At 68.1% G+C, this 26,360-nt stretch carries 24 protein-coding genes; 9 read left to right on the forward strand and 15 right to left on the reverse strand.

Features of this window, described 5'->3' with window-relative positions; translation table 11 throughout:
* Nucleotides 1–123 precede the first annotated feature (123 nt).
* The 4 genes from GQ674_RS05740 to GQ674_RS05755 all read right to left on the reverse strand — a co-directional run bounded on the left by GQ674_RS05740 (nucleotide 124) and on the right by GQ674_RS05755 (nucleotide 3,351).
* On the reverse strand, nucleotides 124–1,335 hold the full coding sequence (locus GQ674_RS05740) for an OprO/OprP family phosphate-selective porin (protein WP_137189031.1): 1,212 nt from the start codon (nucleotides 1,333–1,335) through the stop codon (nucleotides 124–126).
* A gap of 181 nt (nucleotides 1,336–1,516) precedes the next feature.
* Nucleotides 1,517–2,206 carry an endonuclease III gene (gene nth / locus GQ674_RS05745; protein ID WP_159496312.1) on the reverse strand — a complete coding sequence of 230 codons (690 nt, stop codon included), beginning with the start codon at nucleotides 2,204–2,206 and terminating at the stop codon, nucleotides 1,517–1,519.
* The gene (locus GQ674_RS05750) at nucleotides 2,203–2,565 is read right to left on the reverse strand and encodes a hypothetical protein (RefSeq protein ID WP_159496313.1); all 363 of its coding nucleotides are present in this window, start codon (nucleotides 2,563–2,565) and stop codon (nucleotides 2,203–2,205) included. Before GQ674_RS05750 ends, nth begins: the two co-directional genes overlap by 4 nt.
* Nucleotides 2,566–2,568: 3 nt before the next feature.
* Nucleotides 2,569–3,351 (reverse strand): enoyl-CoA hydratase-related protein, encoded by a 783-nt coding sequence (locus tag GQ674_RS05755; RefSeq protein ID WP_159499264.1) that lies wholly within the window; start codon nucleotides 3,349–3,351, stop codon nucleotides 2,569–2,571.
* A gap of 183 nt (nucleotides 3,352–3,534) precedes the next feature.
* Here GQ674_RS05755 and GQ674_RS05760 point away from each other — a divergent pair, with 183 nt between their 5' ends.
* From GQ674_RS05760 to GQ674_RS05770, 3 genes are all read left to right on the forward strand, one after another.
* Entirely contained in the window at nucleotides 3,535–4,236 is a 702-nt protein-coding gene (locus tag GQ674_RS05760) for an FKBP-type peptidyl-prolyl cis-trans isomerase (protein WP_159496314.1), read from the forward strand.
* A 151-nt stretch (nucleotides 4,237–4,387) separates the two neighbouring features.
* Entirely contained in the window at nucleotides 4,388–5,200 is an 813-nt protein-coding gene (locus GQ674_RS05765; RefSeq protein WP_236546200.1) for a CoA pyrophosphatase, read from the forward strand.
* Entirely contained in the window at nucleotides 5,197–6,099 is a 903-nt protein-coding gene (locus GQ674_RS05770; RefSeq protein WP_159496316.1) for a sulfurtransferase, read from the forward strand. Before GQ674_RS05765 ends, GQ674_RS05770 begins: the two co-directional genes overlap by 4 nt.
* A gap of 105 nt (nucleotides 6,100–6,204) precedes the next feature.
* Here the strand turns inward: GQ674_RS05770 and GQ674_RS05775 are convergent, their stop codons facing one another.
* Entirely contained in the window at nucleotides 6,205–6,774 is a 570-nt protein-coding gene (locus tag GQ674_RS05775) for an N-acetylmuramoyl-L-alanine amidase (RefSeq protein WP_159496317.1), read from the reverse strand.
* Between the two features lie 57 nt (nucleotides 6,775–6,831).
* Here GQ674_RS05775 and GQ674_RS05780 point away from each other — a divergent pair, with 57 nt between their 5' ends.
* The 3 genes from GQ674_RS05780 (at nucleotide 6,832) to GQ674_RS05790 (ending at nucleotide 10,297) form a co-directional block, all read left to right on the forward strand.
* The gene (locus GQ674_RS05780; RefSeq protein WP_159496318.1) at nucleotides 6,832–7,359 is read left to right on the forward strand and encodes a hypothetical protein; all 528 of its coding nucleotides are present in this window, start codon (nucleotides 6,832–6,834) and stop codon (nucleotides 7,357–7,359) included.
* A 242-nt stretch (nucleotides 7,360–7,601) separates the two neighbouring features.
* A complete protein-coding gene (gene rlmKL / locus GQ674_RS05785; protein ID WP_159496319.1) occupies nucleotides 7,602–9,746 on the forward strand; it encodes a bifunctional 23S rRNA (guanine(2069)-N(7))-methyltransferase RlmK/23S rRNA (guanine(2445)-N(2))-methyltransferase RlmL in 2,145 nt (714 codons plus the stop codon).
* 14 nt (nucleotides 9,747–9,760) lie between these two features.
* Nucleotides 9,761–10,297, forward strand: a complete 537-nt coding sequence (locus GQ674_RS05790) for a GNAT family N-acetyltransferase (RefSeq protein WP_159496320.1) — start codon at nucleotides 9,761–9,763, stop codon at nucleotides 10,295–10,297.
* A gap of 280 nt (nucleotides 10,298–10,577) precedes the next feature.
* Here the strand turns inward: GQ674_RS05790 and GQ674_RS05795 are convergent, their stop codons facing one another.
* The 4 genes from GQ674_RS05795 to GQ674_RS05810 form a co-directional block, all read right to left on the reverse strand.
* Nucleotides 10,578–10,913, reverse strand: coding sequence for a DUF3325 domain-containing protein (locus GQ674_RS05795; RefSeq protein WP_159496321.1), 336 nt, complete (start codon nucleotides 10,911–10,913; stop codon nucleotides 10,578–10,580).
* Nucleotides 10,910–12,559 (reverse strand): PepSY-associated TM helix domain-containing protein, encoded by a 1,650-nt coding sequence (locus GQ674_RS05800; protein WP_159496322.1) that lies wholly within the window; start codon nucleotides 12,557–12,559, stop codon nucleotides 10,910–10,912. The genes GQ674_RS05795 and GQ674_RS05800 overlap by 4 nt, the downstream gene beginning before the upstream one ends.
* Entirely contained in the window at nucleotides 12,556–12,879 is a 324-nt protein-coding gene (locus tag GQ674_RS05805; protein WP_128098148.1) for a DUF3649 domain-containing protein, read from the reverse strand. The genes GQ674_RS05800 and GQ674_RS05805 overlap by 4 nt, the downstream gene beginning before the upstream one ends.
* Nucleotides 12,880–12,996: 117 nt before the next feature.
* Nucleotides 12,997–15,231: a TonB-dependent siderophore receptor gene (locus tag GQ674_RS05810; RefSeq protein WP_159496323.1), complete on the reverse strand. Its 2,235-nt coding sequence runs from the start codon at nucleotides 15,229–15,231 to the stop codon at nucleotides 12,997–12,999.
* Nucleotides 15,232–15,601: 370 nt separating this feature from the next.
* Here GQ674_RS05810 and GQ674_RS05815 point away from each other — a divergent pair, with 370 nt between their 5' ends.
* The gene (locus GQ674_RS05815) at nucleotides 15,602–16,831 is read left to right on the forward strand and encodes an aminotransferase class V-fold PLP-dependent enzyme (RefSeq protein ID WP_236546201.1); all 1,230 of its coding nucleotides are present in this window, start codon (nucleotides 15,602–15,604) and stop codon (nucleotides 16,829–16,831) included.
* Here the strand turns inward: GQ674_RS05815 and GQ674_RS05820 are convergent.
* The 4 genes from GQ674_RS05820 to GQ674_RS05835 form a co-directional block, all read right to left on the reverse strand.
* On the reverse strand, nucleotides 16,806–17,204 hold the full coding sequence (locus GQ674_RS05820; RefSeq protein WP_159496325.1) for a DUF4124 domain-containing protein: 399 nt from the start codon (nucleotides 17,202–17,204) through the stop codon (nucleotides 16,806–16,808). The two genes, GQ674_RS05815 and GQ674_RS05820, sit on opposite strands and share 26 nt — an antisense overlap.
* Nucleotides 17,205–17,301: 97 nt before the next feature.
* Entirely contained in the window at nucleotides 17,302–18,594 is a 1,293-nt protein-coding gene (locus tag GQ674_RS05825) for a DUF445 family protein (protein WP_159496326.1), read from the reverse strand.
* 202 nt (nucleotides 18,595–18,796) lie between these two features.
* Entirely contained in the window at nucleotides 18,797–19,678 is an 882-nt protein-coding gene (locus GQ674_RS05830) for a plasmid replication/partition related protein (RefSeq protein WP_159496327.1), read from the reverse strand.
* A 98-nt stretch (nucleotides 19,679–19,776) separates the two neighbouring features.
* Nucleotides 19,777–21,129: an aspartate aminotransferase family protein gene (locus tag GQ674_RS05835; RefSeq protein ID WP_159496328.1), complete on the reverse strand. Its 1,353-nt coding sequence runs from the start codon at nucleotides 21,127–21,129 to the stop codon at nucleotides 19,777–19,779.
* Nucleotides 21,130–21,239: 110 nt separating this feature from the next.
* On the opposite strand from GQ674_RS05835, the gene GQ674_RS05840 reads away from it, so the two are divergent.
* Together GQ674_RS05840 and GQ674_RS05845 are read left to right on the forward strand one after the other, a co-directional pair.
* Nucleotides 21,240–22,742: an aldehyde dehydrogenase gene (locus GQ674_RS05840; protein ID WP_159496329.1), complete on the forward strand. Its 1,503-nt coding sequence runs from the start codon at nucleotides 21,240–21,242 to the stop codon at nucleotides 22,740–22,742.
* A gap of 106 nt (nucleotides 22,743–22,848) precedes the next feature.
* On the forward strand, nucleotides 22,849–24,141 hold the full coding sequence (locus GQ674_RS05845) for an MFS transporter (RefSeq protein ID WP_159496330.1): 1,293 nt from the start codon (nucleotides 22,849–22,851) through the stop codon (nucleotides 24,139–24,141).
* On the opposite strand, the gene GQ674_RS05850 is transcribed toward GQ674_RS05845, so the two are convergent.
* The gene (locus GQ674_RS05850) at nucleotides 24,122–24,583 is read right to left on the reverse strand and encodes a bacteriohemerythrin (RefSeq protein WP_159496331.1); all 462 of its coding nucleotides are present in this window, start codon (nucleotides 24,581–24,583) and stop codon (nucleotides 24,122–24,124) included. The genes GQ674_RS05845 and GQ674_RS05850 overlap by 20 nt on opposite strands.
* A gap of 70 nt (nucleotides 24,584–24,653) precedes the next feature.
* Complete coding sequence (locus GQ674_RS05855; RefSeq protein WP_201290222.1) at nucleotides 24,654–25,994, reverse strand: diguanylate cyclase; 1,341 nt, start codon at nucleotides 25,992–25,994, stop codon at nucleotides 24,654–24,656.
* Nucleotides 25,995–26,360: the final 366 nt, after the last annotated feature.

Below are 26,360 nucleotides of genomic sequence, written 5' to 3' on the forward strand. Positions count from 1 at the left end.
AACGTGACGCAACCGGTAGAGCCACCCCCATGGGGGCTGCGCAGAAAAAGACCGGGGTGGCTACGCATAAAAAAAGGGCACAGCCCAAGCTGCGCCCTTTCCATCACACAGTTACCGCCACGCTTACCAGAAGAACTGCAGGCGCGCTTCGAGGATGTTCGGGTCGTCGTTGACGAACGCACGCGCGGTCGAGTTGTACTTTTTGCTGTCCACCATCACGTAGTTCAGCGCGAACTTGGTGTTGGAGCGCCAGTAGTAGTTCACGCCCACGGTCCAGATGTCCATCTTGCCGCCGAGCACGCCGTCGACGATCGGCGGACGGCCGGCCACCGGGTTGGCGTTGACGTTGCCGTCGTTCAGATCCATGTGGTCGTAACGCGCGCCCAGCTGCCACATGCCGCGGCCCGGCTCGTCCGGCAGGCCGGTGGTCGGGGTGCCGCCCTTGTAGCCCCAGGTCTCGCCGGTGATGTTCCACAGGCCGCTGACGTAGAAGCCGTCGCTGGTGTAATTGTCGCGGGTATAGCGCTTGGCCTTGCTGGTGTAGTACTCGGCCTGGGCCTTGAACGGGCCGCCGATGTACATCGCTTCGGCGCCGATCGTGCTGACGCGGTCGGTGTCCACCATGTTGCCGCTGTCGACCAGGCGCGCGGTGGCCAGGTCGGCGTTGGGACGGGCACGCACGCGCAGGGTGTCGGCGTCGGTGTCGTAGTCCACATAGCTCAGGCCGAAATGCAGCACCTGGCCCTTGTCGTTGATCGGCGCCCAGGTACCGCGCGCGCCGTAGCCGCTGCCGTGGGCCAGGTTGCGAGTCAACTCGCGGCCGAAGGCGCTGGCGGTCACCGACCAGTTGTTGTCGCCGATGCTGTAGGCACCGCCGAGGCGACGGGCCACGGCGTAGGTATTGGTGACTGCAGCCTTGGAAATGAAGTCGTTGTTCTTGGTGCTGGACAGTTCTTCCAGGCTGTTGGGCTGCTTGAACTGGCCGAACTGCACGAAGTGGTTGGCGTTGCCGGCCAGCTTGTACTTCAGGTTGGTGTCCAGGAACTTGTCGGCCTTGGCGTCGTAGCCGACCACCCATTCGATGTTGCCCGGGCCCTTGCCCTTGAGCACCAATTCGGCGCGGCGCAGTTCGAACTCGCTGTCCTTGCCGTTACCGGCATCACCGCCGTTGAGGTCGGTCAGGTCGTTGTCGAACCAGTTGCCGTCGGCCTGGACCAGGCCTTCGAAGGTGATCTCCGAGCCGCCGATCACATCGATGGCCACTTCGGCGTGGGCAGCCGGGACGAACAGCGCAGCCGCAACAGCCGCGGTCAGGAGTTGGCGATGCAGTTTCATGGAGAGGAGCCTTGCAGGCAGGTGGGAAGATGCTGCGCAGGCTAATTAGTGAAGATTGCGTAAATATGACAGTTTCAGGCAAACCGACGGCCGGCCCGGGTCAGGCCCTGTCAGGGGTTGCCATTGATGCCCGACGCAGATGACGGTCGGGTTGCGTGCAGATGGCAGTCGCGGTGCCGCGTCAGGCGGCGGTTTTCTGCTTGAACCGGCACAGGTCGCGGATGACGCATTGCGGGCAGTCCGGCTTGCGCGCCTTGCACACATAGCGGCCGTGCAGGATCAGCCAGTGGTGCGCATCGAGCAGGAACTCGGCCGGGATCACCTTCACCAGCAGGTCCTCCACTGCGCGGACGTCCTTGCCCGGGGCCAGCCCGGTGCGGTTGGACACGCGGAAGATGTGGGTATCCACCGCCATCACCGGTTCGCCGAAGGCGGTGTTGAGCACCACGTTGGCGGTCTTGCGGCCCACCCCGGGCAGCGCCTCCAGCGCGGCACGGTCGCGCGGGACCTCGCCGCCGTGCTGGTCGATCAGCATCGCGCAGGCGGCGATCACGTTCTTGGCCTTGGCGTTGAACAGGCCGATGGTGGCGATGTACTTCTTCAGGCCGTCTTCGCCCAGCGCAAGCATCGCCTGCGGCGTGTTGGCCACGGGAAACAGCTTGCGGGTGGCCTTGTTGACGCCCACGTCGGTGGCCTGCGCAGACAGCGCCACGGCCACCAGCAGTTCGAACGGCGAGCTGTACTCCAGTTCGGTCTTCGGGTGCGGATTGAGTTCGCGCAGGCGCGTGAACATCTCGATCACGTCGGCCTTCGGCATGCGCGCGCTGCGCGGCGCAGGTTTGGCCGTCGGGGTACTCTTCATCGTGCTCATCGGGAGGTCTTGCCGGCAGCCTTGGCCTTCGCGCGCGCCAGGATCGCGGCGGCGGCGGGCGGCAGGGCCGGCTTCAGTTCGGGGGTAGGGGCAGGCGGTGCGCGGCGCGCCTCGCGCTCGGCGGCGCGGCGGGCCAGCCGCTGCGCGCGCTGCTGGTAGCGCGCGCGCGCGGCCCAGGCGCGGCGCAGCTGCTGCTGGGCCTGCAGCAGGCGCGCGGCAAGATCCGGGTGGCCCGGCAGCAGTGCGGCATCACCCGGTGAGGGCACGTAGTCCATCAGGCCCGCTGCCAGCGCAGCGTCCAGATCGTCATCCAGCACCAACAGCAACAGGCGGGCGGGCAGGGCGGGTGCGGCGTGCATGGCTCAGCGGTTCTGGAACACCGGCGGGCGCCGGGCAAGGAAGGCGGCGGTGCCTTCGCGCATGTCCTCGGTGGCGAACATCAGCCCGAACTGCGCACTTTCGTATTCCAGGCCTTCGCCCAGTGCGCTTTCGCCGCCCACGTGGATCGCATCCAGGATGCCGCGCAGCGCCAGCGGCGCGGCCTTGGCCAGCTGCACTGCCAGTTCGGCCACGCGCGCGTCGAGCGCGTCGGCGGCTACCACCTCGTTGACGATGCCCAGCTGCAGGGCGCGCGACGCGGCGATCGGCGTGCCCAGCAGGCACAGCTCCAGCGCGGCGGCGCGGCCGCACAGGCGCAGCAGGCGCTGGCTGCCGCCGAAGCCGGGAATCAGCCCCAGGTTGATCTCCGGCTGGCCCACTTTGGCGGTGTCCGCGGCGATGCGCAGGTGGCAGGCCATGGCCAGTTCCAGCCCACCGCCCAGCGCAAATCCGTTGATCCGGGCCAGCACCGGCTTGGGCATGCGCTCGATGCGGCGCATCAATTTCTGGCCCAGGAGGGAGAAGTCACGTCCCTGAACCGGGGTCAATACGTTCATTTCCGCAATGTCCGCGCCGGCCACGAAGGCCTTCGGGCCGGCCCCGGTCAGCACTACCACGCGCACTGCCGGATCGGCTGCGGCCGCCGCAAACGCCGCATCCAGGGCCTCCAGCGTGGCGCGGTTGAGGGCATTGAGCTTGTCCGGCCGGTTCACGGTCACGGTGCGGATGGCACCGTCATCGGCAACGTCGATAGGGGCGGGGGCGATGGGGGCGTCGGCCACGGCGGGACTCCTGAAAAACGTTAAAAAAAAGTGATGTTGAACTCTTGAAACGAAGTCAGGTCAGAGCCTGCGTCGTTAGTGGCGGTTCAACGTTGCGGCGGCTATCCTAACCCGTCGCCTCAGGGCGGCCCAATGCGTCCTGAGTTACCACCCCTGGAGAAACGTTTGATGAAGTTGCGTTCTATCGCGGTCGCCGTCGCGGCCCTGGCCCTGACGGGCAATGCCTTCGCCCAGGACACCTCGTCCGAAAAGGGCAAGCTGAGCTATTACTTCGGTTACGACTACGGTAACAACCTGGCTGAACTCACCGCCCGCGGCGAGCAGCTGGACATCAACTCGGTGGTCAAGGGCCTGCAGGATGCCTACGCCAAGAAGCAGCCGTCGATCACGGCCGAGCAGTTGAAGCCGGCGGTCGAAGCCTTCCAGAAGCGTGAGCAGGGTCGTGCCCAGGCCGCCAAGGCCGAATACGACAAGGCCGCAGCCGACAACAAGACCAAGAGCACCCAGTTCCTGGCCGCCAACAAGGCCAAGGCCGGCGTGCAGGCGCTGCCGAGCGGCGTGCAGTACCGCGTGATTGAAGCCGGCAAGGGCGCCAAGCCGACCCAGGCCAGCACCGTGCAGCTGGAAGTCGCCGGTCCGTACCCGTACGGCACCCGTCCGGCTGAAGCGCGTCCGGCGCAGCAGATTCCGTCGATCAAGGTCAGCGAAGTCGAAATGAAGGCCATGCGCGAAGTGCTCGTGCAGATGCCGGCCGGCTCGAAGTGGGAAGTCACCCTGCCGCCGGAACAGGCCTACGGTGCCGACCCGCGTACCCCGTTCCCGCCGAACGTGGCGGTGCAGTTCGAGATCAAGCTGGTCAGCGTCAAGTAATACGCGTTGTACCTCGAACGCGCCGGTGAATCACCGGCGCGTTTTTTTGTGTCCGCCATGCCGCGCCAGGCGTCCGTGGATGGACCGAAGAGACGGCCCGACAGTGCCTGAAAACCGCGCAGATCCCGTGCATTCGCGCTACTGTTGCCCGGTGCATTCCCTGGCAGACCCCACGCATGCAATACCCACACCCTGCATCGGCATCTGTGCGCTGGATCGCGCCGGGCTGTGCACGGGCTGCCTGCGCAGCGTGGATGAAATCACCCGCTGGTCCACGATGACTCGACACCAACAGAACCATGTCATGCAGCACACGCTGCCGCTGCGCGAGCAGTTGCGGCAATCGCTGCGCGGCTCGCTGGCCGAACACGAGCGCCTGTTGCGCGCCCTGCACCCGCTGGACCAGCCGCCCACCGGCGATGGCTGGAACCGCAGCGAACTGATCGATCTGCTGCCGCCCGGTCCGCCGGTGGAAGCGGCGGTGCTGGCCGGCATCGTGCCGCGCGCCGAAGGCGCGCAGGTAATTCTCACCCGGCGCACCGAAACGCTGCGCCAGCACGGTGGGCAGGTGGGCTTTCCCGGTGGCCGCACCGAGCCGGACGATCGCGATGCGGTGGCTGCCGCGCTGCGCGAAAGCGAGGAAGAAATCGCGCTGCCCGCCGAGCAGGTCCAGGTGCTCGGCTATCTGGACCCGTTCGTGACCATCACCGGCTACCGGGTGATGCCGGTGGTGGCGGTGATCGACCCGGCCTTCGTGGCGGTGCCGCAGCCGGATGAAGTGGCCGAAGTGTTCGAAGTGCCGTTGGCCTACCTGATGGATCCGGACAACCTGCGCCACGTGGACATCGAGCACCGTGGCCGTGTGCGCCACGTGCTGGAGTACGGCTGGCCCGGCCAGCGCATCTGGGGCGCCACCGCCGCCATTCTCTACAACCTGCGTCGCCGCCTGGAGCAGACCGAATGACCCCCCGCCTCCCTACCTGGACCACCTTGGTCGATGCCGTCGATCTGGCCGCAACCCTGGGCCAGGCCGGCACCCGCGTGCTTGACGCGCGCGCCACGGCCAGTACCGCGGTGCGCGTGATGGACGCGCGTTTCGCGCTGGCCGATCCGCAGTCCGGTGCGCAGGCTTACGCGCAGGGGCATCTTCCCGGGGCGCTGCACGCCGATCTTGATCGTGACCTGGCCGACCTGAGCAAGACCGGCCACGGCCGCCATCCGCTGCCCGACAGTGACACGTTCGCGGCCACGCTGGGGCGTTGGGGCATCGCGCCCGATACCGAGGTGGTGGTTTACGACGCCGCGGATGGCAGCATGGCGGCCGCGCGCCTGTGGTGGCTGCTGCGGCTGATGGGCCATGCGCGGGTCGCGGTGCTCGACGGCGGCGTGGCGGCCTGGCAGGCCGCTGGCCTGGCGCTGACCACCGACCAACCGGTGGTGGAGCCTCTACCGCCCTATCCGGGCCGTTTCGATCGCGGCCAGGTCGCCACGGTCGACGAAGTCGCCGCACGGCTCAAGCATGCGCCGGGGTGGCTGCTGGATGCGCGCGCGGGCGAGCGGTTCCGCGGCGAAGTGGAGCCGCTCGACCCGGTGGCCGGCCACGTTCCCGGCGCGGTCAACCGACCGTTCGCGCTGAACGTGGCAGACGGCCGCCTGCGCCCGGCGCCTGATCTGCGCGCCGCATTGCAGCCGTTGATCGGCACCCATGCCCCCGAACAGGTAGTGCTGATGTGCGGCTCGGGCGTCACCGCCTGTCACCTGTTGCTGGCCATGGAAGTGGCCGGCCTGCACGGCGCAAAGGTCTATGCCGATTCGTGGAGCGGCTGGGTCAGCGACGCCTCGCGCCCGGTCGCCACCGGCTGATGCCCGGACCCGTAATGCCGGGCTGTGCCCGGCAAAAAAAACCGTAGTGCCGGGCTCTGCCCGGCAAGCAAACCCGCAGTGCCGGGCTCTGCCCGGCAACCCGATTCAACCCCGCAGTTCCTGCAGGGCTACCGCCGCCAACACCCGCGGCCACGGGAACAACGGACCGGGATCGCGCTTGCGCGGCACCCGCCGATCCGGATCGTCGCTGGCCACTTCCTCGCGCGTGTCCAGCCACTCGTGCCCGGCGATGTACTGCAGGCCCGGCAAGGTCTGGCACAGGTGCTGCAGCAGGTCGATCAGCGCGGCGATCTGGGCATCGGGGTAGGGCTCGTCCATGGCCTGGTGGCGCGAATCCAGCCAGTGCGGGTAGCGCCCGCGGTTGACCAGCTCGATCCCGATCGAACGCGGGTTGTAGCCGCTGACATGGTGCGCCACCCGGTCCACCGCCACGTACTGCACGATGCGGCCGTCACGGTCGATGTAGAAGTGCCCGCTGTTGCCACTGCCGCTGGCGTACAGCACACGCTCGCCGTACGCGCGCGCCATGGCCAGGTCGGGCAGTTCGGTGCAGTGGATCACCACCAGGTCGATCTGCGCCGGCACGCGCGCCTGCAGGCTGTCCTGGTAGGGCAGGGGCTGCGGATCGATCGGTGGCGGGGCGCGGCCGGGCATGGCGCGATGCTAGCATTCCGCCATGAACGCTCAAATCGATTCCTGCCCGGTGCGTGCATGAGCCGCGGCCACTGCATCCTTTCCCACGGCTTTGAAAGCGGCCCGGACGCCACCAAGGTGACCGCGCTGGCCGAGGTCGCCCAGCGCCTGGGCTGGACCCATGAACGCCCCGATTACACCGACCTGGACGCCATGCGCGCGGTCAGCAGCGTGGGCGATGTGCGCGCGCGCCTGCAGCGGCTGCTCGCCCTGGCCGCCGCGGCCGCCCCGCGCGGCCCGGTGGTGCTGGCGGGCTCCAGCCTGGGCGCCTACATCTCGGCCATCGCCTCGCTGCAGGTCCCCACCCGGGGCCTGTTCCTGATGGTGCCGCCCACCACCATGGGCCCGATGCCGGCCTTGGACGCGGCCGCAGTGCCCACCAGCGTGGTGCATGCCTGGCATGACGAGCTGATTCCGGCCGCGCAGGTGATCGCCTGGGCCCAGGCCCGCTCGGCGCGGCTGCTGCTGGTCGATGACGGGCACCGGCTGAACAACCACGTCGAGGTGTCGGCGCGGGCGTTCGAGGAATTGCTGCTGTCGCTGTGACGGCGGCCCGACCGGGACAGCGCACTGCCGTGCCGTAGCGGCGCAGCGATCGACGTTCGGTGCCTGCCCGTTCGCTGACGGCGCAGCGACCTGCCATCGGCTGTGCCCGGGATCCGGTGCCCTGTCCGCGCCGCCGGGGCGATCCTGCCCCGGTCACGTACAATGGCCCTCCTGGCGCCCGCGCCGGGCTGCTTGCCGTGCCCGAGGGCACCCCTTCTCCGCTGACCTGCGATACCGATCCTGTGAAATTCTTTGTTTCCTGCGCCAAGGGCCTGGAGTACCTGCTTGCCGACGAACTGTTGGCGCTCGGCCTGGACAAGGCCACCGCCACCATTTCCGGCGTCAACGCCGAGGGCGAACTGTCGCAGGCGCTGCGGGTGGTGCTCTGGTCGCGCCTGGCCAGCCGGGTGCTGTGGCCGCTGACCGAGTTCGACTGCCCCGATGAAGGCTCGCTCTACCAGGGCGTGTCGGCAATGGCGTGGGAGCAGCACATCAGCCCCGAGCTGACCCTGTCGGTGGACGCGCACGTGTCCGGGACCGAAATCACCCACGCGCGCTTTGCCGCGCAGCGGGTCAAGGACGGCGTGGTCGACAGCCTGCGTTCGCAGGGCCTGGAGCGGCCGTCGGTCAATACCGAATTCCCCGATGTGCGCATCAATCTGTCGCTGCGCAAGGGCCGGGCCACGATCTCGATCGACCTGGGCGGTGGCCCGATGCACCGCCGCGGCTGGCGCATGGCGCAGAACGATGCGCCGCTGAAGGAAAACCTGGCCGCCGCCGTGCTGCTGCGTGCCAACTGGCCGAAGATCCACCGCGAAGGTGGTGGCCTGCTCGACCCGATGTGCGGCAGCGGCACGCTGCTGATCGAAGGCGCCTTGATGGCCGCCGACGTGGCCCCGGGCCTGCAGCGCCACGGCAGCATTCCGCCGAGCCGCTGGCTGGGCTTCGACCGCGATGCCTGGAACAGCCTGATGGACGAAGCGCGCGCCCGCGAAACCGCCGGCCGCAGCGCTCTCAAGCAGGTCATCCATGGCAGCGACGTGGATCCGCACGCCATCCACGCAGCCAAGCAGAACGCCGAAACGGCCGGCGTGGCCCATGCGATCTGGTTCGGCGTGCGCGACATCACCGATGTGCAGGTGCCGCCGCAGGACACCGGCTGCGTGGTCTGCAACCCGCCCTATGACGAGCGCCTGGCCGCCGACGCGGTGCTGTACCGCCAGCTCGGCGATGCGCTCAAGCGCACGGTGCCGCAGTGGCGCGCCAGCCTGTTGTGCGGCAGCGCCGACCTGGCTTTCGCCACCGGCCTGCGCGCCAACAAGAAGTACCAGCTGTTCAACGGCGCCATCGAGTGCGCGCTGATCGTCTGCGACCCCATCGCGGTGCCGCAGCGCGAGAACGCCGGGCAGCCGCGTGAGCTCAGCGAAGGCGCGCAGATGGTGGCCAACCGCCTGCGCAAGAACATCAAGAAGTTCAAGAACTGGCGCGCCCGCGAAGCAATCACCTGCTACCGCGTCTACGATGCCGACCTGCCCGAGTACGCCGCGGCCATCGACGTGTACGAAGAAGACGGCGGCGCACGGCGTACCTTCCTGCACGTGCAGGAATACGCTGCACCGGCCACCATTCCCGACGTTGACGTACGCCGCCGCCGCAACGAGCTGCTGTCGGCTGCCCGCGACGTGTTCCAGGTGCCGGCCGAGCAGGTGGCGCTGAAGTCGCGCGAACGTGGCAAGGGCGGCAGCAAGTACGGTCGTTTCGAGCAGCGCGGCGAGTTCGTGCTGGTACGCGAGAACGACGCGCTGCTGCGCGTGAACCTGTTCGACTACCTCGACACCGGCCTGTTCCTGGACCACCGCCCGCTGCGCTGGCACATGGCCCAGGAGGCGATCGGCAAGCGCTTCCTCAACCTGTTCTGCTACACCGGCGTGGCCAGCGTGCAGGCGGCGGTGGCGGGTGCGGCGTCGACCACCAGCGTGGACCTGTCCGGCACCTACCTGCAGTGGTGTGCCGACAACCTGGCCCTCAACGGCAAGGGCGGCAGCCAGCACCAGCTGATCCAGGCCGATGCCCTGGCCTGGCTGGAGGCCGAGCGGCACCGCTTCGATGTGATCTTCTGCGATCCGCCGACCTTCTCCAACTCCGCGCGCGCCGAAGACTTCGACGTGCAGCGCGAGCACGTGCGCCTGCTGCGCGCGGCCGTGGCGCGGTTGAGCCCCGAGGGCGTGCTGTACTTCTCCAACAACTTCCGCCGCTTCAAGCTGGATGAGGAAGCGATCAAGGAATTTGCCGAGTGCAGGGAGATCTCCGCCGACACCATCGGCGACGACTTCGAGCGTAACCCGCGCATCCACCGCGCATGGGAACTGCGCCGTTACGGCGCCTGACGGGAAACGGCTGCATGGACGATCGTCACCTCCACGCCCACGGACTGCTGCTGCGTCCCTTCGAGGACACCGATGCCGCCGCGTTCGCCGCGGCGGTGCGCGAGTCGGCCGAGGGCATGCGGCGCTGGATGCCGTGGTCCTCGGTGGACTACACGAACGAACAGGCGTTGCAGTGGTTTCAGGCCTGCCGCGAGGGCTGGGCGGCGGGCACGGCGTACGAGTACGGCGTGTTCGATCCGGCCACCGGCGCGTTTCTGGGCGGCGCCGGATTGAACGCCATCCGGCACGATCACCGCTTCTGCAACCTGGGGTACTGGGTGCGGCAGGCGGGGCAGGGCCAGGGCGTTGCCACCCGCGTCGTGCAGGCGCTTGCGGCCCACGCGTTCGGGCCGCTGCAGCTGCAGCGGGTGGAGATCGTCGTAGCGGTGGGCAACCTGGCCAGCGAACGGGTCGCGGTGAAGTCCGGTGCGCTGCACGAGTGCGTGGCCCGCAACCGGCTGGTCATCGACGACCTGGCCGCACCGGCGCACGTGTTCTCACTGGTCCCCTGACCGGGTAACCCCGTCGCGCCTGCCGCTGCCCGGCTGCCGTCCGCGGAAATGTTGATTGCCGGGCAGCGCCCGGCACTACCCGCTCGCCGTTCGCGGGGTGACCCTTGCCGGGCAGAGCCCGGCACTACCCGCCCGCCGGTCGCCGGATGACCCGGTAGAGCCGACCGTTGGTCGGCTGCCTTTCGTTCGGGCATCGCGATAGCCGACCAACGGTCGGCTCTACCCGTTCGGGCATCGCGATAGCCGACCAACGGTCGGCGCTACCCTGTTCGGCCGCCCGTCAGCGTGCGAGCAGCGCCACCGCCATCCCGATCACCGGTAACGCCCACGCCAACGGCACGATCCAGCGTGGCCGGAACGGGTACAGGCCGAAGGCGATCAGTATGCCGCTGACCGTCATCGCGCCCAGCCACAGCACCGGACCGGCGGCCCAGCCGTGGTCCCACACGCACAGCGCGAATGACAGCGCCAGCAGCGCCCAGCCCAGCCAACGCCATCGCCGCATGCGTGCCGGGCTGGCCGGCGCCTTGCCGTGCAGGTCCAGCTGGTGCTTGTCCATGGCCAGCGACAGCGCGGTAAAGGCCGAGAAGCTTACGGTGAGGGCCAGCAGCATCATGCGTTGGCCTCCACAGGTGCGCTTTCCTGCGCCTTGGCGGCCGCCGCCGCGGCAACCTGCCGCTTCTTCTTCTCCGCCGCGCTCAACGCCGGCTGCCAACGCTGCATGCGCAGCGCGCAGTAGGCCAGCACCGCACCGAAGGCCAGCATCATCAGGTCGAACCCGGCCAGCACCCAGTCGCCGGTGCGCAGGGTCACGCCCAGGTGGGCGTGGGTGGTGAGGGCATTGATCACCGGGATCAACAGGAACATCGCCGCGCCCAGGTACAGCTGCCACGCCCACATCAGCCGCTTGGGCCAGAGGAAGGCCGCCAGCAGGGCCGCGCCCCAGGCGTAGAAGAACACGTTCACTTCCGCATCGGAACGTTCGGCCATCTGCACGGGCAGCAGCCGGTTGCCCCAGAAGTAGGCGGCGAAGGCGATCGGCAGGCCGGCGACCGCGCCGATGTTGAGCGCGTCCACCAAGCGCAGGCCGAAGCCGATCTTTCCGCTTTTGGCATGCTTGGGCCGTTCCTTGACCGCCCACAGCACCACGCCGCTGGCCACCATCAGGCAGCCGATCAGGCCGGACACGAAGAACAATGCCCGCAGGCCCCAGTCGGCAAACCGCGCCAGGTGCAGGCCGTACATCACCCCGCGGGTCTGGGTGGCGCCGCCCGAGCGCGGGCTGGCCTCCATCAGCGCACCGGTCACCGCGTTGAAGCGTAGCGACGGCGTATCTACCGACAGGCGCTTGCCATCGCGCTGCTGGATATCGATCACCGCGTTGGCCGCACCCGGGTGGTAGAGGGTGAAGCCGCCCACCTGCGCGCCCTTCCACTCGGCGCGCGCAGCGTCGAGCAGCTGCTGGATCGGCAGGGCGGCGGCGTGTCCTTCCGACGGCGTGTCGATGTCGGCCAGGCGCGCGAAGGCTTCGCTGAAGAACGCATCCTCATCCTTGGGGTAGGCCACGTTCACGCCCCACGGCAGGTACATGAACATCAGGGTGACGATGCCGGTGTAGGTGATCATCGCGTGGTACGGCAGGGCCATCACCGCGCTGACGTTGTGGAAATCCAGCCACGAGCGCAGGCCCTTGTCCTTGCGGAAGGTGAAGAAGTCCTTGAAGATTTTCTTGTGGGTGATCACCCCGGTGATGATTGCCACCAGCATGAACATCGCGCAGAACCCCACCAGGTAGCGCGCCCAGTACACGGGGATGTAGTGCAGGTCGAAGTGCAGGCGGTAGAAGAAGTCACCGCCGCGGGTTTCGCGCGCGGCCACTTCCTCGCCGGTGCCGGGGTCCACGGTGGCATCACCGAAACGGCCACCGCCACGCCGCCGGCGCTTCTCGCCTTCCGCAGGCGGTTTGACCATCGATTCGGGATTGCGCCAGAACATCCGCATGGCCGGGTTGCGTGGGTCGGGCAGGGTCACGTTCCAGCTTTCGGCCTGCGGCGCCTTGTGCTGCAGGAAGGCAATGGCCCGTTCGGCGGCGATCTCGTTGGACACCGTGTTGCGCGGCAGCTCCGGGCGCATCCAGCGGCTGATCTCTTCGCGGTAGTAGCTGGCCGTGCCGGCCATGAAAATCAGCAGCAGCAGCCAGCCGACCAGCAGGCCGGTCCAGGTGTGCAGCCACGCCATCGATTGGCGGAATCCGTTTTTCATGCGCCAGCCCTCAGCAGTTCGGTACCCACCCAGAACAGCGCGGTGGGGATCAGGATGCCGACCCACGCGCGCAGCGCGGTACGGGTGGCGAATGCCCACAGCGCCGCGCAGGCGCACAGCACGATCGCCACCAGCATCCCGGTCAACACGGCCTGTCCACGCGCGATCGGCAGGGCCACGGCGAAGAACATCGCGCAGGTGGCGGCCAGCGCGTAGCCGCCGAAGATGGCGGCCAGCGAGCGTGACAACACGCCCAGCCAGGGGCGGGCGAAGAAACTTCCGAAGCGGCTGAACCAGCTGGCGTCAGGCGTGCTGTCCACGGGGAACCTGCAATGTCATGTCGAACAACGGACATCACCGGCCGCGGCCGGTGATGCATGGAAAAGTGGCCGTCCGTGGCCGTGTCGCTGCACGAAGCAACGTTCCCTGGAGAACGGTTACAGCTTCCAGCGCAGGTTCAACATCACGTTGCGCGGCTCGCCCCAGTACACGCCGTTATAGAAACCAACGTTGCTGTAGTACTTCTTGTCGAGCAGGTTGTTGATGTTGAGCTGGGCCGAGAAATTGTCGTTGAAGCGGTAGCCGGCGAACACATTGACCAGGTAGAACGCGTCCTGGGTGATGCGTGCCGATTCGGTGCGGCCGCTGGTCAGGTAGTCGGCGCGCGGCTTGGTGCTGTTGCGGTAGATGCTGCTCTGCCAGGTCACCCCGCCGCCCAGCGACAACCGGTCCCAGGCACCGCTGGGCCGCCAGCTGGTGCTCAGGCGGAAGGTGTCGATCGGGTTGGTGGTGTTCTGCAGCACGCCCGCCTGGTTGCGGATGGTCGTGTGGGCAAAGCCGGCCGAGATGTTCCAGTTCTCGGTGATGCTGCCCTGGGTTTCCACTTCCCAGCCCCGCACCTTGTTGCCCTTGCCGGTGGAGCGGTAGGCATCGGTGCCATCGGGCAGGCTGCCTGGCTGCACCGTGTCGTCCAGTTCGGCCACGTTGTCCTTGACGCCCTTGAACACCGCCGCGGAGGCATTGAGGCGGCCGTTGAAGAATTCGCCCTTCAGGCCGGCTTCCCACATGTCCCCGACCACCGGCTCCAGGTAGTTGTTGTTGCGGTCGCGGTAGGACTGCGGCTGGAAGATGTCGGTGTAGCTCGCATAGGCGCTGAGCTGCCGGGTGAAATCGTAGATCAGGCCGAAATACGGGGTGAGGGAGTCGTCCGGCTTGTAGCCGCCGCGGGTGGTGCCGTTGCGGTTGCCGGCCGCGTCATAGCGGTAGGCCCAGGTACGGGTTTCCCAGCTGCCGTAGCGCGCGCCGAGCACCGCCAGCAATGGATCGGCCAGCTGCAGCCTGGCGGCCACGTAGGCGGCGCGCTGGCGCAGCTCGTTTTCCGAGGCGATGCGGCCCAGGCGCTGGATCGGCAGCTGCGCGACCTGGCCGGTCCAGTTGCGCCAGTCGGGCACCTGGGCGTAGCTGGCCGGGTAGTCGGGGATGTCGATGCCGGGCACCTCACTGTCGCGCACCGACTGGCCGATGCCGGCGACCAGCTCATGCTCCTGGCCGAACAGACGGAACGGGCCGCTGACGTTGAGGTCGAATACCTTCATTTCGCTGCGTTCGGCGAAGTGGCTGGTGTAGGCAGTGACGCCGGTGCCGTCCGCACGCGGGTAGCCGGCCGCGCCATACCAGACGCTGCCGTCGGTATCGCGCTTGGCCTGGGTGGCGGCGGCCTTGATCGCCCAGCCGTTGCCCAGCTGTTGCTCCAGGCGGGCGAAGGTGGTCTTTTCCACGATCGGCCAGCTGCTCCATTCGGCAGACAAGTTGGTGGAACGGGGCAGGTTGGCCGGCGTGCCATCGGCCCCCCAGTACGGCACCACGCCCCAGGTCACGCCGGTGGTCTTCGGCGACTGGTAGTCATAGCCGACCTCGAACAGGGTGCTGTCGCCCAGGTCGGCCTGCACGATGCCGTAGAACACATCCTTGTCGAGTTTGTAGATGTCGCGGAACGAATCGCTCTGCTGCTTGGCGGCCACGAACCGCGCGCGCACGCGGCCGTCCAGGGCGACCGGGCCGCCGATGTCCGCTTCCAGGCGCTGGTTGCCCCAGCGGCCCACGGTGAGCGCGGCGCTCATCGCCACGGCATCGGTGGGGCGCTTGCGCACCATGTTGATGGTGCCCGACGGATCGCCGGCACCGGTGGTCAGCCCGGTGGCGCCGCGAACCACTTCGATGCGCTCGTAGATCGCGCTGTCGGTGTTGGTCTTGAGCGACCCACCGAAGGTGTTGAGCATGCCGTCGATCTGGAAGTTGTTGATCGCATAGCCGCGCGAGATGTAGCTGATGCGCTCGCTGTCGGTGACCGACACATGCACGCCGGTGACCTGGCTCATCACGTCGGACAGGGCGAACAACCCCATGTCGTCCAGGCGTTGGCGAGTAACCACCGTGACCGACTGCGGGGTATGCCGCAACGAAAGATCCAGTTTGGTGGCGGTACGCGCCTGCTTGACCGTGTACGAAGTCGGGATGTCGCCGTCGGCGGTGACCTTGACCGTGTCCAGCGTGGTGGCATCGCCCGGATCGGTCTCGGCCAGCGTCACCGGTGCATGGCCGGCAAGGACAGCAAGCAGGGCCAGGCTCAGCAGGGAGGGGCGGATCAGCGGCGATGCGGTTGAAGCGGTCATGGCGGGTTTCCAGGGGGGTAAAGCGGCGTTGCAATCCATTGCGGGCCGCGCTGGGCGTGGCGCCACGTGACAACGTGGTGGGGCAGGGCAGCCTGCATCTCCGGCGGGATTGCTCCGGCGCACCGCTTCGCCGCCATCGGCGATTCGCGGGCACCAGAACGGGTCGTCGAGGGGCGTACACGGGGCGGGACCATGGCGCGACGCGCGCTGCCGGGGCCGGAGAGGCTGGGCGTACATCCGATGCGTGAATGATAGTCATTATCATTTCGTTCGGCAAGCGTTATCAAACTGTTCACTCCCTGCCATGGCGTGGCCATGCACGCCGGTGCACTGGCAGACTGCAACCTGCCAAGACCGATGCAGACACGTGATGATGGATGGGCTTGAACTGCCGATGATCCGCGACCGCACGCCAGCCCAGCTGGCCACCGACGACATCTGGTGGGCGCACATAAGCGCGCTGTACGACCTCGACAATGAGGTGGTGATGCTCGACAACGGGTACTGGGGGGCCATGGCACGCCCGGTACTGCAGGCCTACCAGCAGGCCACCGCGACGGTGAACGCCGGCAATGCGTGGTTCGGGCGGCGGGCGTTTCCACCGCTGCTGGAACAGGCGCGAACCCGTCTGGCCGAGGTGCTGGGCGTGCACGCCGACGAGATCGCGCTCACCCGCGGCGCCACCGAGGCGATGCAGGTCCTGATCGGCGGCTATCACCGGCTCGCCCCCGGTGACACCGTGCTGTACGCCGACACCGACTACGACAGCATGATCAGCGCGATGCGCTGGCTGCACGTGCGCCGCGGTGTGGCGGCACAGCGCATCGTGCTGCCCGAACCGTTCGACCACGACAGCATCATCGACACCTACCGGCAGGCGCTGCAGCGCCACCCGCGTACCCGCCTGCTGCTACTCACCCAGGTCAACCACCGCAACGGCATGCTGCTGCCCGTGGCCGAGATCGCGGCGCTGGCCCGTGCCGCCGGCGTGGACGTGGTGCTCGATGCCGCGCATGGCATCGGCCAGGTGGACACCCCGCTGCGCGCGCTGGGCGTGGACTTCGTCGGCATCAACCTGCACAAGTGGATCGGCGCGCCGGTCGGCATGGGGGCGATCTACGTGCGGCGCGGCCGCGTGCGCGATCTGGACCCGTACATGGGCGAGGCCGATGATGACAGCATCGACAGCCGCGTCCACACCGGCACGGTCAACTTCGCCGCGTGCATGGCGCTGCCGGTCGCGCTGGACCTGCACCAGCGCATCGGGGTGGCCAACAAGCGCGCCCGCCTGTTGTACCTGCGCAACCTGTGGCTCGATGCACTACGCGACGATGACCGCGTGCAACTGCTGGCCTCGTCCGATCCAGGCCTGTCCAGCGCGATCGCCGCCTTCCGTCTGCGCGGGCAGGCCACGCTGGCCGATACCACCGCCACCGCCGAACAGATGGTCCGGCACTCGGGCGTGTTCGTGGTGCCGCGCGACGGCCTGGCCTCAGGCGCCTGCCTGCGGGTGACGCCAGGCATTTTCAGCACGCCGGCGCAGATGGAGGCGTTGGTGGGCGCGGTACGCCGGGTCATCGCTTCGCGCAGGCCTTCTTGATCTCGTCTTCAACGCGCTGCGGCGCGGTGCGGCCGAAGGCCTCGCTGATGTCGCGACGCACGCGCAGGTCCTCGCACTTTTCCGGATCCATCGAGCCGTCGATGACCGTACCGCGCACCGCCGGCTGACCGCGGCCGGCATCGGCCTGCATGCGCCGGCGGGCGTCGTACAGCTCGCGCTGGGCGCGGGTGCGTTCTTCCCAGGTCAGGTTGGGGTCGCGGGTGATCGGCCGGGTCACGCCGGTGTCCTGCTCGGGCGGGCAGGGCACGGTCTGGTAGATGGTCTGCCCGCCGGCGGCGCATTTGTACACGCGCCCGGCATGGGCGCTGCTGGCCAGCGCGCACAGCGCCAGCGCAAGGATGGTCCTTTGCATCATTCCCCCTGTGGGCCACACCAGCCCGGAATGCGCGGCAGAATACGCGAACCAATTCACAAAAACACCCGGTCAATCCGTCAACCGGGCAGGGTGCCTACCAGTGCATCCACACCGTCAGGGCGTGCAGCAGCAGACCGATCAGGCCGCCCACCAGGGTGCCGTTGAAGCGGATGAACTGCAGGTCGCGGCCCACGCTGAGTTCCAGCTGTTCGACCAGGTGGCGCTCGTCCCAGCCCTTGACGGTCTGCGCGATGTGCTGGGTGACACCCTCGCGCAGGCGGCTGGTCAGGCGTTCGGCGCCGTCCATCAGGTGCTGGTTGAGCGCATCGCGCAGCGACGGGTCGTCCTGCAGCGCCTGCCCGACCGAGGCCAGGCTGCGGCGCAGGTGGCCGGCCAGTGCGGACTCCTCACTGGACAGGTCCGCGCGCAGGCTGGCGTGGATGCGCTCCCACAGGCCCTGCACATACTCCTGCACGGCGGGGTGGTCGATGATCTGCTGCTTGATCTGGTCGATCTTCCCGGCCAGCGCCGGGTCGGTGCGCAGGCGCTGGATGTAATCGGCGAGCCAGGTTTCGTAATCGCGCCGCAGCGGGTGCTCGGGCTGGGCCAGGATCTGCTGCAGCTCGGCCAGCACCGCGTGCGCCATGCGCTCGGCCAGGCTGTCACCGATCTCGTCGATCGGCTTGACCCAGTTCACGGTGCTGGCCAGCTTGGGCCACTCGCGCTGGATGTAGCGCACGATCAGCTCGGACGCGCGCTGCTTCACCGAGTCGTTGTCCAGCCACTCGCTGACCCGGGTCAGACCCTCGTCAAGCACGCGCTGATGGCGGTTGTCGGCGGTGAGCAGGCCCAGCAGCTCGCCGGCGGTGGCTGCGGCATTCCACTGCCGCAGTTGCTGGATCACAAAGCCCTGGATGCTGCGCCGTACCGCCGCCTCGTCCAGGAAGTCCAGCGCCTGCAATGCCCAGCCGCGGGCCATGTCGGCCAACAGCCGCGACCGCGCGGGGTCGGCCAGCCAGCTGCCCAGCCGGCTGGCCGGGTCGAACACCTGCAACCGCGCCAGCAGCGCCTGCGGCTCCAGGAACTGGTCGCGCACGAACACCGCCAGGCTGTCTGCGATGCGGTCCTTGCTGTGCGGGATGATTGCCGTGTGCGGAATGGGCAGGCCCAGTGGGCGGCGGAACAGCGCCACCACGGCGAACCAGTCGGCCAGCGCGCCCACGGCAGCGGCCTCGCAGAACGCCGACACCCAGGCCCAGACGCCGCGCTCGCCCTGCAGATGGCTGATGACAAAGCCGCCCAGCATGGCCAACAGCATCGCCAGCGCGATCAGTTTGAGACGGCGCAGCTGCGCGCGGCGGGGGTCGGGGGGAGCAATAGGTGTCATCCCCACAGTCTACCCACCCCCGTATGAGCACCCGGTAGTGCCGGGCTCTGCCCGGCACTACCGGGCGAACCCCGCGAACCCAAACAGAACGGTAATTCCGGGCTCTGCCCGGCAACCAGGCACATCGTCCGACAGGCCATGGCGATGCCCGCACCAAGAGCAGCCGGGCAGAGCCCGGCTCTACGCGGCGCACCGCTTCACATCACGCGTCTGCGTCTGCCAGCTGCTTGCGCAGCGCCGCCAGCTGCTGGCGCAGGGCGTCGTTTTCCAGCGTCAGCGCGATCACCCGCTGGCGCAGTTCCGCCGGGCCTTCGCCCAGGGCGTTGAGCGCGTCGGCAATCTCGGCTTCGCGGCTGGGGTCCACCTCGGCGTCACCGTCGGCGCTGTGCAGCACCTCCTGCACCGGCTTGCGCGGCTTGCGCTTGGCCTCGCGCACGCGCTTGGCCGCCTGCTTCAGCTCGTCCTTGCCGCCCACGGCCGCGGCGCGCTGCTCATCCTCGGGCAGGTCGGCCACCGCGGCGGCTGCGCTGATCGAGATCACCCCGGTCTTCACTGCTTCCACCAGCTCCGGCGCGGCCTGCTTGTGGATGCGCTCGATCATCGTGACCTGGCTGCTGCTCAGGCGCGCTTCGCGGGCCATGTCGGCGCGGCTGACCTTCGGTGCCGGCGCCCATGGCGGGCTGTCCTCGTCGCCTTCAGGGCTGGCATGGGCGATCTCACCGTCGCTCTCCTTCTGCAGCTGGGCCTGCTCGGCGCGGTGGCGCTCGGCCAGGATGTCGCGCTTGCGCAGGGCCAGCACGCCGCGCTGGAAGTCGGACACGCTGCGCCGCCCCAGGTGCTGCTCGATCATCCACAGGTGCACGTCGTCCATCGACTGGAAACGGGTGTTCTGCACGGTCTGGAACGGCAGGCCGTGCTTCTGGCAGATACCGAAGCGGTTATGTCCGTCCACCAGCACATCGCCCCACAGCACCAGCGCATCGCGGCAGCCTTCGGCCAGGATGCTGCGCTCCAGCGCGTCGTGCTCGTCGGTGGTCAGGGGATCGATGTAGGCCTTCAGTTCTTCTTTGACAACAATGTCCATGCAATCCGGTACGCGAGCCAACGTGACCGAACATTGTAATGGGGCGGGGTAGTTGCGTCCCGGTCGCCGGGTTCAGCCAGGCCCTGCGCCATGGCGTATCAGGCGGTGGCGTTGATCATGTCGCCCAGGATCTCCACGATGCGGTCGATCTGCGCCTTGTCGATGATCAACGGCGGCGACAGCGCGATCACGTCACCCGTGCAGCGCACCAGCAGGCCGCCCTCGCGGAAGCAGCGCGCGAACACCTCATAGCCACGCGCGCCGGGGGCATCCTTGCGCGGCATCAGCTCCACCGCGCCGATCAGCCCGAAATTGCGGATGTCGACCACGTGCGGCAGACCGCGCAGGCTGTGCAGCGCCGATTGCCAGTAGTCGCCCAGCTCGATGGCGCGCTCGAACAGGTGCTCCTCGGCATAGGTGTCCAGCGTGGCCAGCGCCGCGGCGCAGGCCAGCGGGTGGGCCGAATAGGTATAGCCATGGAACAGCTCGATCGCCGCCGGCGGGCCCTGCATGAAGGCCGCATGGACCGCATCGGACACCAGCGTGGCGCCCATCGGCACCGCGCCGTTGGTGAGCCCCTTGGCCAGCGTCATCAGGTCCGGGGTGACGCCAAAACGCTGCGCGGCAAACGCATTGCCCACCCGGCCGAAGCCGGTGATCACCTCATCGAACACCAGCAGGATGCCGTGCTGGTCGCAGATCTCGCGCAGCCGCTGCAGGTAGCCAGGCGCCGGCAGGATCACCCCGGCCGAGCCGGCGATCGGTTCGACGAATACCGCTGCAATGGTGGAGGCGTCGTGCAGCGCGATCAGCCGCTCCAGGTCCTCGGCGAGCTCGGCGCCATGCCGCGGCAGGCCGGCGCTGAAGGCGTTGCGCTCCAGGTCCAGGGTGTGGCGCAGGAAATCGCTGCCGGCCAGCAGCGAGCCGAACTGCTTGCGGTTGTTGGGCAGCCCGCCAATGGACATGCCGCCGAAACCGACCCCGTGGTAGGCCTTTTCACGGCCGATGAAGCGGGTGCGCTGCCCCTCGCCGCGCAGGCGGTGGTAGCCCAGCACGATCTTCATCGCGGTATCCACCGCTTCGGAACCGGAATTGCTGAAGAACACATGGTTCAACGGTGCCGGCGCCAGCGCGGCCAGGCGCTGGGCCAGCACGAACGGCAACGGCGTGCCCATCTGGAAGGGCGGGGCGAAATCCAGCGTGGCCGCCTGCTGCTGGATCGCCTGCACGATCCGCGGCCGTGCGTGGCCGGCGTTGCAGCACCACAACCCGGCCGCGGCATCCAGCACCGGGCGGTCGTCGACATCGTGGTAGTACATGCCTTCGGCCCGCACCAGCAGGCGCGGGGACGCCTTGAACTGGCGGTTGGCGCTGAACGGCATCCAGAACGCGTCCATCGCGTCGGGACGCTGCTGGGACAGGGACGACAACGGGTGTTCGGCACGGCGCATCGGCAACTCCGCAGGGAACCGGATGGTCACGACTCTATCGCAGATGCGTCACGGCGCGGGGTGAGGACGGTGGGTATAAAGGGGGCCGATATCCACTGCTGGAGACTCCGATGACCGCTGCCCGTACCCGCGAGGAATGGCAACGCCAGGCCGATGCGCTGGTGGTGAATGGCCAGGCCTTCATCGATGGCCGTTACGTGGACGCCGCCGACGGCGCGCGCTTTGCCTGTATCAGCCCGATCGACGGCCGTGCACTGGCCCAGGTGGCCGATTGCGGCAGCGCCGACGTGGAGCGCGCGGTGGCTGCCGCGCGGCGCGCCTTCGATGCCGGACACTGGTCGCGCGCCGCGCCGGTCCACCGCAAGAAGGTGCTGTTGCGGCTGGCCGACCTGGTCGAACAGCATGCCGACGAGCTGGCCCTGCTGGAAAGCCTGGACATGGGCAAGCCGGTCCGCGACGCGCGCCAGGGCGACCTGCCGGGCGCGGTGCGCTGCCTGCGCTGGACTGCCGAGGCCATCGACAAGCTATACGGCGAGATCGCCCCGACCGCACCGGACACGCTGGGCCTGGTCAGCCGCGAGCCGGTGGGCGTGGTGGCCGCCATCGTGCCGTGGAACTTCCCGCTGCTGATGGCCTGCTGGAAGATCGCCCCGGCCCTGGCAGCTGGCAATTCGCTGATCCTCAAGCCGTCCGAGCGCTCGCCGTTGAGTGCAATCCGACTGGCCGCACTGGTCGCCGAGGCCGGCGTTCCCGACGGTGTGTTCAACGTGTTGCCCGGCGACGGCACCCGCGCCGGCGAACCCCTGGCGCTGCACATGGAGGTGGACGCGCTGGCATTCACCGGGTCCACTGTCGTGGGCAAGCGGCTGCTGCAGTGCGCCGGGCGGTCCAACCTCAAGCGCACCTGGCTGGAGTGCGGCGGCAAGAGCCCGAACCTGGTGTTCGCCGATGCACCGGACCTGGACAAGGCCGCCGAAGCGGCCGCCACCGGCATTTTCTACAACCAGGGCGAGGTGTGCACGGCAGCATCGCGGCTGCTGGTGCAGCGCTCGATCCAGGACGAATTCGTGACCCGGGTGCTGGCGCACGCGCGGCGCATGCAGCCGGCCCACCCCTTCGACCCGGACGCGCCGATGGGCGCGCTGGTGGACGATCGGCACGCCGACCAGGTGCTGGACCACATCAACCGTGGCCAGGCCGAAGGCGCGCGCCTGCTGCTGGGCGGCAAGCGGGTGGAGGTGGTGGCCGGGGGCAGCTATGTGCAGCCCACCGTGTTCGACGAGGTGGATGCCGGCCACAGCATTGCCCGCGAGGAAATCTTCGGGCCGGTGCTGAGCGTGCTGGGCTTCGACCACGAAGCCGATGCGCTGCGGCTGGCCAACGATTCACGCTACGGCCTGGCCGCCGGTCTGTGGACCCGCGACCTGGGCCGTGCACACCGGGTAGCGCGCCAGCTGCGCGCAGGCAGCGTGTGGGTGAACCAGTGGGACGGCGGCGACATGACCGCCCCGTTTGGCGGCTACAAACAGTCCGGCATCGGTCGCGACAAATCGTTGCACGCGTTCGACAAATACACCGAGCTGAAGGCCACCTGGATCCACTTGGGCGATTGAGCGCGCTGGGCCGGCATGCCGGCGGCGACGGTCACGTCTGCAACCATCGGCCGCAGCGTCGCGCGGCCATGGCAGAATCGGGCAGCTGCCCTTTTGCGTGTGCCCGATGTCGACTCCTGCCGCACCTGCCGCCAATTCGCCCCGCCGCATCCTGCTGGCCAGCCTGATCGGCACCACCATCGAGTTCTTCGACTTCTACATCTACGCCACGGCGGCGGTGCTGGTGTTCCCGCATCTGTTCTTCCCCGACAGTAGCGATGGCGCGGCCCTGCTGCAGTCGCTGGCCACCTTCGCGGTGGCCTTCATCGCGCGGCCGGTGGGCTCGGCGGTGTTTGGTCACTACGGCGACCGGATCGGGCGCAAGGCCACGCTGGTGGCCGCCCTGTTGACCATGGGCGTGTCCACCGTGGCGATCGGCCTGCTGCCCACGCATGCCAGCATCGGCATCCTCGCCCCGGCCCTGCTGGCGTTGTGTCGGTTCGGCCAGGGCCTTGGGCTGGGCGGTGAGTGGGGCGGGGCGGTGCTGCTGGCCACCGAGAACGCGCCGCCGGGCAAGCGCGCCTGGTACGGCATGTTCCCGCAGTTGGGGGCGCCGCTGGGCTTCCTGTTGTCGGCCGGCATCTTCCTGTTGCTGGGCCGGGCGATGAGCGACGGCGACTTCCTGCAGTGGGGCTGGCGCGTCCCGTTCCTGGCCAGTTCGCTGCTGGTCGCCGTCGGCCTGTGGGTCCGCCTGAACATCCATGAGACCCCGCAGTTCCAGGCCGCGCTGGACCGCAACGAGCGGGTCAGGCTGCCCATGTGGACGGTCATGCGCGAGCACTTCCTGACCCTGGTGCTGGGCACGCTGGGCGCGTTCGCCACCTTCGTGCTTTTCTACCTGATGACGGTGTTTACCCTCGGCTACGGCACCACCGTGTTGCAGTACAGCCGCGAGCAGTTCCTGCTGCTGCAGATGGTGGGCATCCTGTTCTTCGCCGCCGGCATTCCGTTGTCGGCGCTGTACGGCGACCGCTGGGGCACGCGCCGCACCATGATCGTGGCCAGCGGCCTGATCCTCGCGTTCGGCATCGTGTTCGCCCCGCTGTTCCAGGCCGGCAGCCCGTGGCTGGTGCTGGGCTTCCTGTCGCTGGGCCTGTTCCTGATGGGCCTCACCTACGGCCCGTGCGGCACCTTCCTGGCTGAAATCTACCCGGTGCAGGTGCGCTATACCGGCGCGTCGCTGTCGTTCAACCTGGCCGGCATCCTCGGCGCGGCCCCGGCGCCGTACGTAGCCACCTGGTTGGCCGAGCGCTTCGGCCTGCTCGCGGTGGGCTTCTACCTGTGCGGCACCGCCCTGGTGACCATCCTGGCGCTGCTGGCCATGGGCCGGCGCGCGGCGCTCAGCGGAAGAAGCGCTTGAGCGTGCGCCCCAGCCAGTTGCCCTGCTGGTGCTCGCGGGCGAACTGGTTCAGGTGCTGCTTGACCTGCGGTGCATAGGCCTTGTCGTCGCCACGGATGTGGTTGAACAGCCAGCGCGACAGCATGGTGCGCAGTTCGTCACTGATGTCTTCGCCGGCCTGGAAACGCAGGCGGTACTCGGCCACGCGCTTGATGAAAATCTCGTGCACGCGCTTGTGCGCCGCGCAGAACGGGTAGCCGGCTTCCTCCATCAGCTCTTCCTCGAAGGCGAAGTGCGACATGGTGTAGTCCACCAGTTCGTCGATCACCTCGGCCACCGCCAGCCGCTGCAGGCTGGTCTGCGCCACGTGCAGGTGGTTGAGCATCTCCACGATCCGCATGTGCTGGTGGTCGATGACGTCGATGCCGATGTTCAGGTCGTCCTGCCAGACCAGAAGTGCCATGGTGCGTTCCCTGTGGTGTTCAACTGGGAACGACTCTAGGTTGATCGCGACACGCTCGCGTTGATCTCGATCAAGGCGTCAGGGCGGTTTCCCGGGCGGCACTGGCCACGCTGGTGCAGCTCACGCGGTTGCGCCCGCCGGCCTTGGCCAGGTACAGCTGGCGGTCGGCCTCGGAGATCAGGCGGTGCAGGGAATCGCGCTGCGGACGCAGGCAGCACAGCCCGATGCTCACGGTCATGCGCAGGGTGGTGTCGCCCAGCTTCACCTCCAGCGCCGCAATGCGCTCGCGCAGTATTTCGAAATAGCCGCGCGCCTCGTCTTCTTCCAGGCCCGGCACCAGCAGGCAGAATTCTTCGCCGCCGAAGCGTGCGATCAGGTCCTGGTCGCGGGCATGGCCAGCCACTGCGGCGGCCACCGCGCGCAGTGCGTCGTCGCCGGCCTCGTGGCCGTGGGTGTCATTGATGTGCTTGAAGTGGTCGATGTCGATCATCGCTACGGCCACCAGGTCGTCGTTGTGGTGCAGCTGCGGCAGCTGGCGCTGGCTCTGCTCCAAGAAGCTGCGCCGGTTCGGCAGCCCGGTCAGGAAGTCGCGCGTGGCCAGGTCCTGCAGGGTGCCGATCAGCTCCAGCTGGTCCACGTTCTGCGAGACCCGGCAGAAGAATTCCTCGCGGGAAAACGGCTTGCGCAGGAAATCGTTGGCCCCGTTCTTGAGGAAGCGCGGGATCAGCGAGGGGTCGGTGTTGCCGGAAATGCCGATCACCGCCAGCTTGTCGCGCGAGCGCATCGTGCGCAGCCGGCGGGTGAATTCCACGCCTTCCATCCCCGGCATTTCCTGGTCCACCACCGCCAGCCGGATCGCCGGGTGCGCCTCGATCGCCTTCAGGCCCTCGGCGCCGTCGGCCGCCTCGTAGACGGTATGGCCGTACATGCGCAGCAGCGAGGCGGCGTACATCCGCGCCGACATCGAATCATCCACCACCAGGGCCGCGATGCGCCGGTTGCGCTCCAGCCGCTGCACCAGCCACACCAGGTAGTCGATGCTGCCGGGGGTGTTCTTCAGGACGTAGTCGATGATCTGCTGCTGCAGCACGCGCTTGCGCAGGTCTTCGTCGTAGACGCCGCTGACCACCACCGTGGGCAGCCCGCGCGACAGGAAGAACTCTACCACGTGGTCGCGGTCGCCGTCGGCCAGCACCAGCCCGGTCAGCACCAGGAACCAGCCTTGTTCCTCGTCCAGCAGCCGTCCGGCCTCGGCCAGGCTTGTGGCGACGAACACCGGCAGCTCCAGCCGCTGCTCGATCGCCTCGCGCAGCATGCTGGTGAAGGTGCGCGAGTTTTCCACCAGCAGGATCCGCTGGGGTAAGGCATCACCGGGGTCGCTGTCGAAAGCGCCCTGCAACAGAGCCGGCATGTGGCGTACGCTCGATTTCGAGTGGGTCGGCAGATATAGCGGCGATTTCACATGCAACTTTAGGGTGGATGTGTGGCTGGCAGTGCGGCGGTGCCGGTCGGGACGGGCGGGGTAGGCCAGTCCTCTGCCGGGACTTTTGGCGCCAGATGGGGACCCGGAACACGCCTGCCGCGCGGTGCAAAAGACTGAGGACTCTGCTGGAGCTCATGCCGTCGCTGGCGGGGCGAGCCAAAAAGGGTCATTTCGCTTTAGGAATACTGTCAAAGAATATGTCCCCGCGGCAACGATAGAATCAACTGGCTGTTTCCATTACTTATACTCCGGAGGTGCTTGTGCGAATTTTCCGCGTTCGTGATGTGGTTTTGG

Source organism: Stenotrophomonas sp. 364, from assembly GCF_009832905.1.
GTDB classification, from domain to species: Bacteria; Pseudomonadota; Gammaproteobacteria; order Xanthomonadales; family Xanthomonadaceae; genus Stenotrophomonas; species Stenotrophomonas maltophilia_AP.